This is a genomic window from Streptomyces caniscabiei (genome assembly GCF_014930365.1).
GTDB lineage: Bacteria > Actinomycetota > Actinomycetes > Streptomycetales > Streptomycetaceae > Streptomyces > Streptomyces caniscabiei.
This window is the reverse complement of sequence record NZ_JABXWI010000016.1, coordinates 43,607-58,756: the sequence shown is the minus strand read 5'-3', so window position 1 is coordinate 58,756 and position 15,150 is coordinate 43,607. Positions and strand designations below refer to the sequence as shown.

Genomic DNA, 15,150 nt, shown 5'->3' with positions numbered 1-15,150 from the left:
CGGGCAGTGCTCCTCGTTCAGCATCCCAGCGTTTCCCGCTGCCTGCGCGCCGCACGCGTCTGCGAGCGGCGTCCGGAGGTCGGTACACGGCGAGGTCTGGCGGGGCCCTGGCGGAGCGACTCGCCGTACCGGACGTCCCTGCACGCCCTGCGCGCGGCGGAGGCGGCCGCGACCCGGCCGGGCGACCGGGTCCCGGCCCTGGGCCCGGGGACGCTCGGCCTGCTGGTCGCGCTGATCCTGCGGGCCGCGGGCACGGAGGTCCACCTCATGGGCCGGGACGCCGCCTCGCCAGCCTTCGCCCGCGGTCTGGGCTTCGACCGCGGTCTGGGCTTCGGCCGCGCCTGGACGGAGGGCTCCGTCCTGGACATCCCCTTCGACGCCGTCGTCGACGCCACGAACGCCGCCCATCTGCCGGACCGCGCGCTGGAGTTGGCGGAGCCGGGCGGCCGCGTCGTCTCCGTCGGGCCGGCCGCCGGGCCAGCCGGATCGACACCCGCGCGCTCGTCCTCGAGAACCACAGGACGTCACGGCCGTCGGCGTCCTCGCCGCCTCCCCGGCCTCGCCGCCACCGTACGCCGTACGCCGACGGCACGGATCACCCCCCGACCGCTCGTCGCCGCCACGGTGTCCCTCGACGAGGTCGGCCCGGTGCTCGCCGGTGAGCGCCCGCCCGGGGCCGGGGACGGGCCGAAGGTGCGTGTCGCTCCCCGGCTCCGGCCGCTTCGGCGGGGCGGTTCCCGCACGTGACAGGACCCGGCTTACCGTACGGGGAGAGCACGATCTGCCCGGGAGTCCGCATGGCCGGTAGCCGCCGGAAGAGACCTGTCGAGGCCGACGACGCCTTCGGGGCCATCGAGCCGCCCCGCGACGCCGCACTGGTCCTCGGCGTGCTGGCGGTCACCGCCCTGGTGGAGGCGCTCGGGGTGCTGTCCCGGTCCGAGGTGTGGCTGCTCGGGCTCCTGGTGTTCCTGCCGGGCACGGCGTCGGCGCTGTGCACGGTCCGGCAGACGGCGTTCGTCGCCGGGTGGACCACGCTCGTCGTCACCACCACGGCGGTGGTGCGCAACGTCGACGGCGACCGGTGGCTCGACCGGCTCCTGCTGGTGCTGCTCACCCTCGCCCTGGGTGTGGCGTCGGTGTACGCCTGCCACCGGCGGATCCGGCGCGAGCACGAGATGTTCCGGCTGCGTTCCACGGCGGCGGCCATGCAGCGGCACATCCTCCACCCCCTGCCGCTGCTGACCGAGGACGTCCTGGTCAACGGTGTCTACGAGCCCCTCCAGGAGGACCGGCTGGTCGGCGGGGACATCTACGACGTCGTGTCCTCCCCCTGGGGGACCCGGGTGCTGATCGGAGACGTCCAGGGCAAGGGACTGGCCGCCGTGGGCGCCGCGTTCGCCGTCATCGGCACCTTCCGCGAGGCCGCCCATCGCGAGCCCACGCTCACCGCCCTCGTCGACGCCCTGGACGCGGCGGTCGTCCGGCACAACTCCTACGCCGAGAACACCGGCGACGACGAGCGTTTCGTCACCGCCCTCGTGATCGGCATCGACGCGCACGGCGAGGAGGTGCAGGCCGTCAACTGCGGGCACATCCCGCCGCACGTGCTGCACGAGAACACGGTGACGACGGCCACGCTGGACTCCGGGGTCCCGCTCGGCCTCGCCGAACTGGCCCTGGAACCCACGATCGTGGGCTGGTTCGCGTTCCCCGAGGGCGCGACGCTGCTGCTGAGCACGGACGGTCTCACCGAGACCCGGGCCGCCGACGGCACGTTCTACCCGGTCGACGAACGCCTCGCCGAGCATCTCGACCTCTCCCCCACCGCCCTGCCCCGGGCGCTGTACGAGGACGCCCGCGCGTACGCGGGCAGCGGCGGCCGGCACGACGACGTGGCCGTCCTGACGGTCCGCCGGTCGCCCCGCCACTGAACCCGGACCGAAAAGGGTTTCCGCGACGGTGGGCGGCCGCCCGGGCGACAGCCGCGTGTCCTGAACCGCGCTCCCCGTGAACTCGCCTCCCTTCCACCTCCCTTGACACTTCAACAGCCCGCTCCTACGTTGCGAAAACCTTTTAGGTCGCTTTTCCGCACTCCCCGGTTCGCGCGCACGTGTCGTCAACGGGACAGGAAGCCTCCGATGAGAAGACCGCACGTCCTCCTGGTTCGACGCCGGCGCACGAGGTGTCTCCTCGTCGCCCTGGCCCTCAGCGCATGTTCCGTCGTCGCCGCTCCCCCGGCCGCGGCGGCGCAGACCATCGGGTTCCCCACCTTCGGCGGGCCCGCGATCCCGGCACCACCGGTCGCCCACACCTCCGGCGACATGATGAAGGCCATCTACGACGCGGAGAGTTCGGGCACGGACTTCTGGATGGACCGCCTGCTCGCCCGCACCGGCAACGACCCGGCCGGGTCCTGGCTGATGAGCCGCGGCCGGGCCCTGTTCATGAAGGAGCACAACCCGGCCCAGCTCGGTTTCGGCGGCAAGTCCGCCTACTGGGAGAGCATCAACGACAACAGCGCCTACACGGTGGCGATCACCCCGGGCACCTTCACGGAGCAGGTCGCCCAGCGGCGGCAGACCCCCAGCCACTGGAAGAGCGTCCACACCAGCGGCTCGATCACGGTCGACCAGACGAAGTTCATCACCGACAACAACGTCGCCGTGACCAACCTGTCCATCAGGAACAACGGTTCGGCGTCCACCACGCTCCAGCTGCGGGCGACCTCGCCGTACGCGACCTCGGGAAGCGGCAGCGAGCTGACCGGCCAGGTCAATGCCTACAACAACCTGACCACCCTCCGCCCGCGCCTCACGGGCGACGGTTTCGCCGTCTCCAACGCCGGCCTGAACCGGTCCGTGACCGTCGCCGCCGGGGCCACGGTGACGGCCAAGGTGGTGATGGGCTTCGTCACCGACGAGATACCGCAGTCGCTGACCGAGTACAGCGCCTACGCCGGGTACTCGCCCGCCACCGCGTTCGCCACCCACGTCAAGGCCTACAACCTGTGGTGGGCGCAGAACGTGCCCTACATCGACGTGCCCGAGCCGGCGATCAAGAAGAACATCTACTACCGCTGGTGGCTGATGCGCTTCAACAGCCTCGACGCGGACATCCCCGGGCAGACCTTCCAGTTCCCGACCTCGACCGAGGGCGTCCTCGGCTACAACAACGCCATCGCACTCACCCAGCCGATGCACATCGACGACCTCAAGTACCTGCGCAACCCGGCCTACGCGTACGGGGACTGGCTGAGCGTCGGCCAGACGTCGAAGGGCGGCCGCTTCCTCGACAACCCGGGCGACCCGGAGAACTGGTCCAACAGCTACACGCAGTACATCGCCGAGGCCGCGTGGAAGAGCTACCAGATCCACGGCGGCCAGCCCGCCATCGCCGGCAGCCTCGCCCGGTACGCCGAGGGGGACGTGAAGGGTCAGCTCGCGCACTACGACCATGACAACAACAAGCTGATCGAGTACGACTGGGGCGCGCTGACCGGCAACGACGCCGACGCCGTCTCCTTCCACTGGAAGCCGGGCAACATGGACCGCGCCGAGTCCGCCTACCAGTACAGCGGCGCGCTGGCCGCCGCGCAGGCGTACGACGCCACCGGCAACACGGCCAAGGCCACCGAGATGCGCACGCTCGCGAACCAGATCAAGGACGCGATCGTGAACGTGCTGTGGAACCCGAACCGGCAACTGTTCGAGCACCGGCTCAAGTCGACCGACGAGTGGGTGCCCTGGAAGGAGATCAACAACTACTACCCGTTCTCCGTCGGCGCCGTCCCGAACACCGCGACGTACCGGCAGGCGCTGCGGCTCTACGACGACCCCGCCCAGTACCCGATCTTCCCCTTCTACACGGCCAACCAGGTCGACAAGAAGGCGGCGGCCGACGCCGGGGAGCCGGGCTCCAACAACTTCTCCACCATCAACTCGACCGTGCAGTTCCGCCTGTACTCGTCGGTGCTGCGCAACTACCCCAACTCGTGGATGAACGCGACCGACTACAAGAAGCTCCTGTACTGGAACACCTGGGCGCAGTACGTCGGCGGCAACACCCAGTGGCCCGACGCCAACGAGTTCTGGGCCGACTGGAACGGCAGCTCGATCAACTACCGCTCCTGGATCCACCACAACATCCTCGGCAGCAGCAACTGGACGGTGATCGAGGACGTCGCCGGGCTGCGCCCGCGCAACGACGCGAAGGTGGAGCTGTCCCCGATCGACATCGGCTGGAGCCACTTCACCGTCAACAACCTCCGCTACCGGGGCGCCGACCTGTCCGTCGTCTGGGACGACCCGGCCGACGGCGTGGTGCGCTACCCCGGCATCCCGGAGGGCTACTCGGTCTACGTCAACGGCGACCGGGTGGCCACGGTCAACTCGCTGGTGCCCCTGACCTGGGACCCGGCCACGGGTGACGTCACCACCGGCGGCACGGTCACCCACCATGTCGCCAAGTCCGGGCTGAAGGCGCCGAACCAGGTCGTGCAGGACAGCCCGCAGCTGGTCGACATGCTCGCCAAGGCGGGCGTCGACCTCACCGCCGACCTCAGCAACCTCGCCGCCGGCGCGACCGTCTCCGCCTCCCACACCGGCTCCGGCAGCAGTGTCGCCGGCGCGGTCGACGGCCTTCCGACCAACGAGCCCTTCTGGGGTGCGGGCGGCTCGGCCAACAGCCAGGACTGGTACGAGCTGAACCTCGGCACCACACGCACGCTCAACGAGGTCCGCCTGTACTTCAAGGACAGCCGCCCGGCGAACACCACCTACCGGGCACCCTCCTCGTACACCATCCAGTACTACAACGGCAGTTCGTGGGTGAACGTCCCCGACCAGACGAAGAGCCCGACAGTGCCACGGGCCAACTACAACCGCGTGCAGTTCCCGTCGGTCAACGCGCAGCGCATCCGGGTCCTGGCCACCCACGCCTCCGGCGCGAAGACGGGCCTCACCGAGGTCAAGGTGTTCAACCGGGGCGGGGCCCAGCCACCGGCCAACCAGGCGGCCTCGGCCACGGCGACGGCGTCGTACACCTCGCCCTGGGAGAGCGTCACCGCCGTCAACGACGGGATCGACCCGCCGTCGTCCAACGACACCGTGAACCCGCGCTGGGGGACCTGGCCGGAGACCGGACAGCAGTGGGCCGAGCTGACCTGGCCGTCGGCGAAGACCCTGAACAAGGCGGAGGTGTACTTCTTCGACGACGACCAGGGCATCGACATGCCCGCCTCGTGGAAGCTCCAGTACTGGAACGGCAGCGCCTACGTGGACGTGCCGGGAGCCGGTGGCTATCCGCTGGCCAGGAACCAGTACAACACCGTCTCCTTCGACGCCACGAGCACCACCCGGCTGCGGGTGCTGCTCACCGGCAACGGCACCAACTCCGTCGGTCTCCTCGAAGCAAAGGTGTACGGACCGTGACCCGTTCCAGATCCCTGTCCGCGCTCATCGCCTCCATCGCCATGGCCGTCGCCTTCCTCGTGGCACCCCAGCCGGCGGCCGCCGCCGTCTCCTTCACCTCGACGGGCGTGAACCAGAACGGCGGCAACTGCGTCGACCTGCCCGGCGGTTCGACGACGAACGGGACACAGCTAAGGGCCCTCGCCTGTGCCGGCGGGGCCAACCAGAGCCTCTCCTTCGCCCCGGTCGCGGGCACGTCCGACGTCTACACGATCACCACCCGGTCCGGGCAGTGCGTCGATGTGTCCGGAGCCTCCACGGCGGACAACGCCGCGATCATCCAGTGGCCCTGCCACGGCGCGGCCAACCAGCAGTGGCGGCTCACCCCCGTGTCGGTCTCCGGCACGGACAGGACCTTCAACCTGGTCTCCGTCGGCTCGGGCAAGTGCGTCACGCCGAGCGGCGGTTCGTCGGCGTCCGACACCAACCTGGTGCAGCTGCCGTGCGCCACCGCGAGCGGGAGGGTGTGGCGGCTGCCCGGCTTCACCGGCGGCGGCACCGCGCCGAAGACGTTCACCAACCCGCTGGTCCCGCGCGGCCCCGACCCCTGGCTGACGTACCACGACGGCTTCTACTACCTCGCCACCACGACCTGGAACTCGACGATCACCATGCGCAGGTCGAGCACGCTGGCCGGGCTGTCCGGCGCGACGGAACAGGTGATCTTCAACCTGACCCGGCCCAACGGGGCGGGCACGATGTGGGCGCCGGAGTTCCATCTGCTCGACGGACCGGGCGGCAAGCGCTGGTACTTCTACTACACGGCCGGCCGGGAGCCGTTCGACCTGGGCACCCAGCGGATCCATGTCCTGGAGAGCGCCGGCTCGGACCCGATGGGCCCGTACAGCTTCAAGGCCGACCTGCTCGACCCGACCCAGGACAACACCTGGGAGCTGGACCCCGGCATCCTGCAACTCGACGGGAGGCTCTACCTGTTGGGGACCTACTACAACGGCTCGCAGCCCATGTTCATCCGGCCGCTGTCCAACCCGTGGACCGCGAGCGGCACCCGCCGGGTGCTGTCCACGCCGACCTACAGCTGGGAGACGGTGGGCGGCGCGGTCAACGAGGGCGCCGAGGTGCTCCAGCGGGGCGGAAAGACCTTCATCGTCTACTCGGCGAGCCACTGCTCCACACCCGACTACAAGCTGGGCATGCTCACCCACAACGGCGGCGACCCGCTGAACTCGTCCTCCTGGGTCAAGTCCCCCAACCCGGTCTTCCAGCGGTCCAACGCCAACGGCGTGTACGGGCCAGGCCACAACGGCTTCTTCAAGTCGCCCGACGGGACCGAGGACTGGATGGTCTACCACGCCAACAACTCCGCCTCCGGAGGCTGCGACATGAACCGGTCCACCCGGGCACAGAAGTTCACCTGGAACGCCGACGGCACCCCGAACTTCGGCACCCCGGTCGGTCTGGGCGTCACGCTGACCGCACCGTCGGGCGAGTAAAGGGCGAGTAGCCGGATTCGAACGCCTGGACCCTTTTCTCCCGATCGTCCCAAACCGCTTGCCCGGTGCGGACACCCTGCCCATCCTTGAGCGGTGACCGATGAGCAGGAACAGGCCGGCCCCGACGTCCCGTCGGCGGTGCACAAGCTGGTCGACGAACTGGGCCGGGTCCGGGCACTGGGGCTGCTGCGGCTGCACGAGGCGAAGTTGGAGACGCTGTACGCCTGCGTCGCGGCCAGGACGCCCGGTACGGAGACATCCGCACCGGGCGTCCGCGTGCCGCCGGAGGCCGTCGAGCGTGTGCTGCACACCGTGGTGCTGGGGCTCGACGGAGCGCTGCTGCGCGACGCGGCCCTCCACTCGTTCGGCTTCGCCTCCGGCACCCGTGACCTGTCGGGCAAGGAACGCCGGGAACGGGCGGCGCACGTCTACCGGGTCGGGGCGGAGCGGTTCCGCAAGCATCAGGAGAAACTGATGCTCCAGCAGGTCGCGCGGGCTCTCCTGAACGGGGAGGACGGCGACGGCACGGCCGTACCGGGCCCGCGTGAGGTCCCCTCCCGGAGCACCGTCGTGGCGCCGCCGCCGGACGCCGTCGTTCCCGTCCGGGCGGGACGCCATGTGGTGCGGACCGCCTTCCCCCACGGGGACGTCCTGCTCACCGTGCACGTGGCACCCATCGAACTCGTCACCGGGGTGGACGTGCTGGTCTCCTCGGAGAACATCTACTTCGAGATGTCCAAGACGTTCCGTCGCACGGTCTCAGGCAGTCTGCGCCGGGCCGGCGCCACCACGGACTCCGTCGGCCGCATCACGGACGACGTGATAGCCCGCCAACTCGCCGCCTGGGTGCGGACGTTCGGGGTGCCCGGCCTGCCGGTGGCGGCGGGCACGGTGGCCGTCACCTCACCGGGCGCCCTGGCGGCGCAGGGGGTGCGGCGGATCCTGCACGCGGCGGTCGCCACACCCTCGGCGACGGGCGACGGCTACGAGACGGCGCCCGACGCCGTCGCGGCGGCCGTACGGCGCGTGTTCGAGCTGGCGGCGGCGGAACGCCGTGCGGGGCGCGTCCCGCTGCGGTCCGTCGCCCTGCCCCTGCTCGGGGCGGGCCGCGGCGGACTCGACGCGCGGACCAGCGCCGAGACCGTCGTCGGAACGCTGGAGCAGGTACTGAAGGCCGATCCCGACTGGTCGGTGCATCTGGTGACCCGCAATCCGGTCAGCGCCCGCGCGGTGTTCGACGTGCTGGGCGACAGGCGTCCCCATCCGTGACCGTCCCTGAATCCGTGACCGTCCCTGAATCCGTCCCGTCACCGTGCCCGTGACCGGCCCCACGGACGGCCGACGCGAGGGAGCACGGTATTCGAATTCTCTCGCCCGGGAATCTCGAATACCGTGCTCTATTCCTGCCGCATTCCCCCGACTTTCCCCCGCGATCCCCCGAGTTCCCCTGCGGCCTTTCGCTCAGAAGTATGCACGGACACCGCGGGTGCCGGAACCCCTTCTGCCGGTCCCCCGGGGAAATCCGGAAAGCGCCCGGTTCCCGCCCGGAAAGCGCCCGGGCAGGGGCGGGCGGGGGTCAGGAGCCGATGCCCGGCGCGGGGTCGACCGTCCCGATCTCGACGCGGTAGTCCTCCAGGGTCTCGGCCAGCCAGCGCAGACCGTCCTCGTCGTCGAGGGCCCTCGGCGGCTCGCCCGTCTCCGCCAGCAGGTCGTTCTCGGCGGCTGCACCGAAGAGGACCAGGGACTCGTTGGGGCCGTCCAGCCGGGACCGCCAGACGAAGCCGTCCGCCCAGTCCGCCTCGGCGCGCAGCCAGTGCCCCCAGCGCCTGGTGAACGCGTACTCCGTGGGGTCCGACTCCACCAGCCACCAGTCGCTCTGCAGCACGGCGTTGAGGTGGACGATGCTGCACAGGGAGACCAGTTCGACGTCCCGGGTGAGCCGCACCTGGGAGAGCAGCCGGCCCTCCAGCTCCTTCAGCGGCAGGACCCGGGAGTTGCCCTGGCCGTCGAAGCGCAGGGTGCGCACGAACCGCTCGATGATCGCGGTCTCGGGCTTGGGGGCCGCGTACAGATACGCGTAGGTATCGTTCGGAGTGCTGTCGAAGCGGCCGCCGCCGAAGTGGTGGTCCTGCGGCTCCGGGTTGAAGTGGTGCGCCCTGCGGCGCCGGGAGTGCACCCGGTAGAAGACCTCGCCCGCCCGGCGGACCACCCTCCGCGCGTTCGCCGTGCCCTTCTCCGGCAGTCTCGCTCCACGAGCCATGTCAGTCGTCCTCCCCCACCACGCTCGCGGCGGCGAGCAGTTGATCGTCCAGCCCCGTGCCGAGCAGGGTCGCCGGCACGGCGTCCAGCCACGGATTGGGCCCCAGCCACCAGTCGGCGACCCCCCATGGGTCGACCGCCGCGCCCAGCATCGTGTTGATGGCGAGCACCAGCGGCCGGGGGCGGCCCTCGCCGTCGAACTGGAACGCGGGCAGCTGCTCGGGCCCTCCGGACGCGCGGAGCCTGATCAGCCCGGGCTGGTCGGCCGCGACGCCGAAGAATTCCGTCAGGTCGGTCCGGGTCAGGGCGGGCTCGGCCAGCAGCCGTTCCCGCGCGGAGGCCCAGCGCGCCGCGGGCGCCGGCGCGCCGCCGTCCCCCCGGCCCGGCTCTCCGCCGGCGCCCGGCACCCCCGCCCTGCCCGGCACACCGGCCCTGCCCGGCACCCCCGCCCTGCCCGGTACCCCCCTCCCGCCCGTGACCCCTGTCCCGCCCGAGGCGAAGCGCTCCAGGAGGACGTCGTGCGGCGGCCGCAGGACGAACGACGAGGAGGTGTAGCGCCGGGTCATCGCATGGCCCTCCTCGCCCGGCAACGAGGCGCGCAGATGGGCGGCGACGGCACGGGCGATGCCTCTCAGCCGCTCCGCGCTCCCGCCCTCGGCGATGAGGTCCAGCAGGACGTCGAGTTGTTCACGGTCCTCCGGGGAGAGCCTTTCCCGGATCGACTGCGGTTCCGACACGAGCGCGGCGATGAGATGCTGCTCGTACTCGTCCATTCGTTCCCCTCCTGGAATCCGGAATCCGGATGCGGCCGTACGCTAGTGAGCTACGATCCGGTTGGCAATTCGGGAGCCGGTACGGGGAAGCATTCCCCGAAACGGGCAGGGGGAATTCGTGTACGCCGAGAATCACGGAATCGAAGATCACGCCGGGGAATCCGGGATGCCCGATCGTTTCGCTCGGATCGACCTCGTGGTCCAGCTCCTCGAAGCGGCCGAGGACGCCCTGGAGCAGGAGGACCGGGGACACGTCGTGGACCTCCTCGACGAGGTCGAGCGGAACCTGGCGGAGCTGTGCGCCTCCCCCACCGGCCCGGACGAACTGCGGCTGCTGCTCGGGATGTCGGCGGACGCGGCCCGGCTCCGCTACACGTACGGACAGGCACCCTCGGACCTGGACGACACGATCGCCCGCCTGGACCGCGCGCACGCCTTGGCCGCCGAGGCGTACCACGCCGCCGGCCCGGGCACCCCGCCCGACCGCTCCGATCTGGTGCTTCTCCGGTGCGAACTCGCCCTCGACCTCGCGGAACGCTGGCGTACGACCGAGGCCGGGACCCGGCGGTCGGCCGACGCCGACCGGGTCGTCGACCTGCTCGGTCCGATCCTCGGCGGCACCGACCAGCTCCACGTCCCGGACGTCACCCTGTGCCGGGCGGTGCTCGGCCTGGTCCTCTCGGACCGCTGCCGCTGCCCCGAGTTCGCCACACCGGAACGGCTCGCGGACCGCCGCGCCGCCGTCGGACACCTGCGGACGGCGTACGACGCCGTCGAGCTCGACCCGGACCTGCGCCCCGCCGTCGCCTTCGACCTCGCTCTGCTGTCCTCGCTCGAACTGTACGACCGCTACGACCAGGAGGACCGCCCCGGAAGCCGATCCCCCGACGCCGCCTCGGAGTTCGGCGCCGTACTGGAGGTGCTGCGGCCGCTGCTGGCCGACACCGGCCCGGTCGGTGCCGACGCGGCCGAGCTGGGTGCGGACGTGTGCGACGGGCTGATGCAGCACGACTCGGGGCAGCGGGCCCAGGCGATGGCCGTGCACTGGTACCGGACGGCCCTCACTCATCCCGCGCTGCCCGAGGAGGCCGCCCACCGGATCGCCACGAACCTGGGGCTGGCCCTGGGGGACCGGTCCGAGCGCAACCGCAGGGCCCAGCATCCCGACGACCCCGCCCCGGCCGTCGACCGCGCCGAGGCGGGGGCCCTGTGGGAGGAGGCACTGACCCGGCTCCCAGCCACCGGCGAGGAGAGGGCGGCGTGTCTGGCGGGGATCGTCGACCTGCTCTGGATCGAGCTGTCGGACGGAGCACTGGCCGACGACGGCGTCGACCGGCTCGCCACCCGCGCGCGGGAACTCGCCTCCCTCATCGCGCCGGACGACACCGACCGGGCCGAACTCGTCCTCAGGACCGCGATCACCCTCAACCGGCGGGCGATCGACCGCGGCACGCCCCACATGTACGACCTGTCGCACGGCGCGCTCCTCACCGGCACCGCGGACCCGGCCCTCTCCCCGGCCCGTGCCGAGCCCCGCATGATGACGGACCTCCGCGAGGCCATCGACCTGCTGCGCACGGCGACCGGTCTCTACCACCACGAGGACGAACTGCATCTGGGCGCCCAGTGCGTGCTGGGCGTCGCACTGCTGCTGGACTTCGCCTGCACACTGCCCGAGGTCCGCCACGACTCCCTCCGCGACGCTCTGCGGATCCTGCGCGTGGTGCTCGAACGCGCCCCGGCCGACAGCCAGTTCCGCGACGAGGACCTCCTCGGCTCCTTCCGCACCGCGATGCTCTACCGCGTCTGGTACACGGACCCGTTCACCGCGCCCCAGGACCCCGAGCGACCGCTCCCGGACGTCAGCGGCTTCCCCACCGTCGAGGACGATCTGCACCTGCTCGCCGGGCTGTTGGACCCGGCCGCCATCGAGCGGGAGCCGTACTTCGTCTTCCTCTCCGTCATGGTGGGCTTCCTGCGGGCACCGGACGGGACGCCGTCGGCCGCGGACTGCCGTGCGTGGTCGGAACGGTTACGGCGGGCCGTCCCGCTGCTGGAACCCGAGGCATGGGGGATGAAGGCCATCATGCTGGCCGTCGCCGGCACCCTGGGACTCGTCCTCGACCGGGCCGGAGAGGCCACCCTCGCGGACCGGGCCACCACCACGGCGACCCTCCGTCAGGCCCGCGCCCTGCTGCCGCCGGGCTCCACGACCCACGGCCTGATCGACGCCGCCCTGCGCCACGGAGCGGTGACCGACTTCCAGGCGCTGCTGCGCACGCTGTTCCCGACGGCCGCGGGTCAGGGACGGCCGGGCCGGGCGCCGGGGGCCGGGCCTGAGGGTCCCGTCTCCGCGCGGAGCCCCGCCGCCCCGAACCCGCAGGACGACGAGGACGTGCTCACCCCGCCCACGATCGACCCGGCCGCGACCGTGCTGCTCGGCGACGGCACGCCCGACCCGTTCGCCCTTCCGTCGGGCCGGGTCGCCGAGATCCTGGCCGGCGACGACGCCCCGGCGAGCCCGGCCGTGGCCGCCGCGCAGGCTCTCGTGCACCACCGCCGCTGGCTCCGGGAACGCGACGGCCAGGATCTGACCCGGGCGATCGCCCTCGTACGACAGGTGCTCGACGCCCCGACCACCACCGCGCTCGCCGACCGGTGCGCCGAGTTCCTGGCGCGTCTTCTCCTCGACCGGCACGTCCTGCTGGGCGACCACGCCGATCTCGACGCCGCCGTCCACGAGTACGACCTGCTGCTCGACCGCACGCCCGAGGACGTCGTCCGTCCGCCGCTGCACACCCTGCTGGCCGAGGCGGGCGATCCACGGGTCCCGCCGCACCTCTTCCGCACCGCCGAGCCGACGGGCCGGGCCCCCTTCCGGGGTGAGCTGCTGGCCTCGGCGGGGACGGCGTGGCTGCTGCTCGCGCGTTCCCGCCGACGCCCCTCCCCGATGCCGGCCGCCGACGCCGTACGCGCCTGGCAGGAGGCCGGCCGCATGCTGCCGCCGGACCATCCCCAGGTGCCGGCCGTCCGTACCGAACTGGCGGCGCACGCCTTGCGCGAGGCACGCGAGACGGGGGACGGCGAGGCCGTCGCGGCCGCCGTCGGCGCCCTCGTCGCGGCGGCGACGGCCTGCCCGGCCACGAGTCCGCACCGCCCCGCGCTGCGACTGCGCGCGGCGGCGGCCCTGGCACGGTGGACCGTGGACGAGGGGCGCCCCGCGGCGGCGCCCGCCCGGCTGGACGCTCTCGGTCAGGGCGTCGCCCTGCTGCGGGGCGCCGCGGAGGAGGGTCCGCACGAGTTCCACGGGTCGCGCGGGCGGTGTCTGTACGGGCTGGGCACCCTGCTGCTCACCCGGTACCTGGAGTCGGGCCGGCGCGAGGAGCTGGAGGAGGCGGTCACCGTCCTGCGCGAGGCGCGGGTGGTGCTCAACGCGAGCCCCGGCGACCCCTTCGCCATCGCGCTGATCCGGACGATCGCCCTGGCCCACCGTGCCTTCGGCCCGCAGGACGCCGACCATCGGCGGCAGGCGCGGGAGACGGGCAGATCGGCCCTGACCGCGTACGGCCGTTCCGTACTGCTGCAGTCGGGCGCGGGCCACGGGCTCGAAGCCGCGCGGGCCGTCGCGCCGGACATGCTGCGGCTGGTCCGCTGGAGCCTTGCCGACGAGCTGCCCGAGGCGGCGTTCGAGGCGCTCGAACTGGGCCGGGGGCTGGTGCTGAACGCGGCGACGACGAACGTCACCGTCCCCGATCTGCTGCGCGGCGCCGGGCATGACGAGCTGGCCGGTGAGTGGGTGGGGGCGGCCCTCGACGGCGGCCGGCTGAGCGAGGTGCCCGACGATCTGCGGCGCCGTGTGCTGGAGGCGCTGGCGGGCAGCGCCGCCGAGAAGCGGCTCGTGTCCGCGCCCTCTCCGGGGGTGCTCGGGCGGACGCTGCGCCGGCTGGGGACCGACGCGCTCGCCTATCTGGTGCCCGGTGAGGACGGGGCGTGCGGCCATGCGGTGATCGTCACGGCGACCGGTGCGGTCCGTTCGCTGCGGCTGCCCGGACTGACCTCGCTGTCGGCCGGCCCCGTCGGCGCGTACGACGCCGCGTTGCGGGCCTTCCAGGAGGAGGGCCGTCGGGAGCCGCCCGGCCCGCACGCCCCGCTGGTCATGCGCGAGCGCGGCCGGAGGGCTCTGCTCCTGCTGGAGGGGAGGTGGCGGACGGCGCTGGAGGGACTGTGCGCGTGGGCCGGCGAGGTCGCTATGGGACCCCTCCTGGCGGCCACCGAGTCCTGGTGGCCGGGCCGGGCGCCGCGGATCGTCCTCGCGCCCGTGGGCGCCCTCGGCATCGTCCCCTGGCACGCGGCGCGCTGCCCGGTGTCCGCGCCCTCGACGCCGGCCGGGCAGGAGGCCGCGAGGACCGACCACGCGTTGGCGCGGGCCGTCGTCTCGTACTGCGCCAGCGCCCGTCAGCTCATCGAGGTGGCCGACCGGCCCGCGGCCGTCCTCGGCCAGGGCGCCGTCGCCGTGGTCGTGGACCCGGGCGGGTCCCCCACGATGCACCGTGAGGCGGCGCTCGTCGCCTCGCTCCACCCGCGGGTCACCGTGATCGGCGGCATGGGCGGGGACACGGACACCGGCGGCGCGCTGCCGCCGGAGCCCCGGTCGCTCGAACCGTTCCTGCCGGGACGGGGGCCCGCGCCGACCGCGCTGCTGCACGTCAACTGCCACGCGGACACCGGCCCGACCTCCAACGACTCGGTCCTCAAGCTGGACGCCACGCACACGGTCTCGGTGCAGGACCTGCTGACCGGAGCCGCCGGCCGCGATCCGGGGATGCCCGGCGGTACGGTCCTGCTCGCCAACTGCACGAGCGATCTGACCCTGAGCGATCACGACGAGGCCCTGACCCTGGCGACGGCGTTCCTGGGCGCGGGCGCCACGGCGGTCGTCGGCTCCCGCTGGGCCATCGCGGACGACCCCCGGACCACGCTGCTGGTGCTGCTGGTCCACCACCACATGAGGCGGGGCACACCGCCCCGGGAGGCGCTCCGGGCGGCCCAGCTGTGGATGCTGGACCCCGACCGGGTCCTGCCTCCCGAACTCGCTTTCTGCGAGGCGCTGTTGGCGGACACCGCGTACGGGCCGCCGGACGAACTGGAGATCTGGGCGTCGTTCACGCACCACGGCCGGTGAGGCGGGACGGACGG

Annotated in this window: 8 protein-coding genes; 6 read left to right on the top strand and 2 right to left on the bottom strand. The window is 72.4% G+C overall.

Annotation, left to right across the window (positions count from 1 at the left end; all coding sequences use genetic code 11):
- The first annotated feature begins 6 nt into the window (after positions 1–6).
- The 5 genes from HW837_RS36355 (at position 7) to HW837_RS36335 (ending at position 8,191) form a co-directional block, all read left to right on the top strand.
- On the top strand, positions 7–747 hold the full coding sequence (locus HW837_RS36355) for an MDR/zinc-dependent alcohol dehydrogenase-like family protein (protein ID WP_193381196.1): 741 nt from the start codon (positions 7–9) through the stop codon (positions 745–747).
- A gap of 50 nt (positions 748–797) precedes the next feature.
- The gene (locus HW837_RS36350; protein ID WP_045560402.1) at positions 798–1,931 is read left to right on the top strand and encodes a PP2C family protein-serine/threonine phosphatase; all 1,134 of its coding nucleotides are present in this window, start codon (positions 798–800) and stop codon (positions 1,929–1,931) included.
- A gap of 207 nt (positions 1,932–2,138) precedes the next feature.
- On the top strand, positions 2,139–5,429 hold the full coding sequence (locus HW837_RS36345; RefSeq protein ID WP_193381195.1) for a discoidin domain-containing protein: 3,291 nt from the start codon (positions 2,139–2,141) through the stop codon (positions 5,427–5,429).
- The gene (locus HW837_RS36340) at positions 5,426–6,922 is read left to right on the top strand and encodes a family 43 glycosylhydrolase (protein WP_193381194.1); all 1,497 of its coding nucleotides are present in this window, start codon (positions 5,426–5,428) and stop codon (positions 6,920–6,922) included. Before HW837_RS36345 ends, HW837_RS36340 begins: the two co-directional genes overlap by 4 nt.
- A gap of 93 nt (positions 6,923–7,015) precedes the next feature.
- A complete protein-coding gene (locus HW837_RS36335; protein WP_045560399.1) occupies positions 7,016–8,191 on the top strand; it encodes a macro domain-containing protein in 1,176 nt (391 codons plus the stop codon).
- Between the two features lie 307 nt (positions 8,192–8,498).
- Here the strand turns inward: HW837_RS36335 and HW837_RS36330 are convergent, their stop codons facing one another.
- Together HW837_RS36330 and HW837_RS36325 are read right to left on the bottom strand one after the other, a co-directional pair.
- Positions 8,499–9,182, bottom strand: a complete 684-nt coding sequence (locus HW837_RS36330) for an RES family NAD+ phosphorylase (protein WP_045560398.1) — start codon at positions 9,180–9,182, stop codon at positions 8,499–8,501.
- A gap of 1 nt (position 9,183) precedes the next feature.
- Positions 9,184–9,954 carry a DUF3168 domain-containing protein gene (locus HW837_RS36325; protein ID WP_193381193.1) on the bottom strand — a complete coding sequence of 257 codons (771 nt, stop codon included), beginning with the start codon at positions 9,952–9,954 and terminating at the stop codon, positions 9,184–9,186.
- Positions 9,955–10,120: 166 nt separating this feature from the next.
- Here HW837_RS36325 and HW837_RS36320 point away from each other — a divergent pair, with 166 nt between their 5' ends.
- Positions 10,121–15,136 (top strand): CHAT domain-containing protein, encoded by a 5,016-nt coding sequence (locus HW837_RS36320; RefSeq protein WP_193381192.1) that lies wholly within the window; start codon positions 10,121–10,123, stop codon positions 15,134–15,136.
- Positions 15,137–15,150 lie beyond the last annotated feature (14 nt).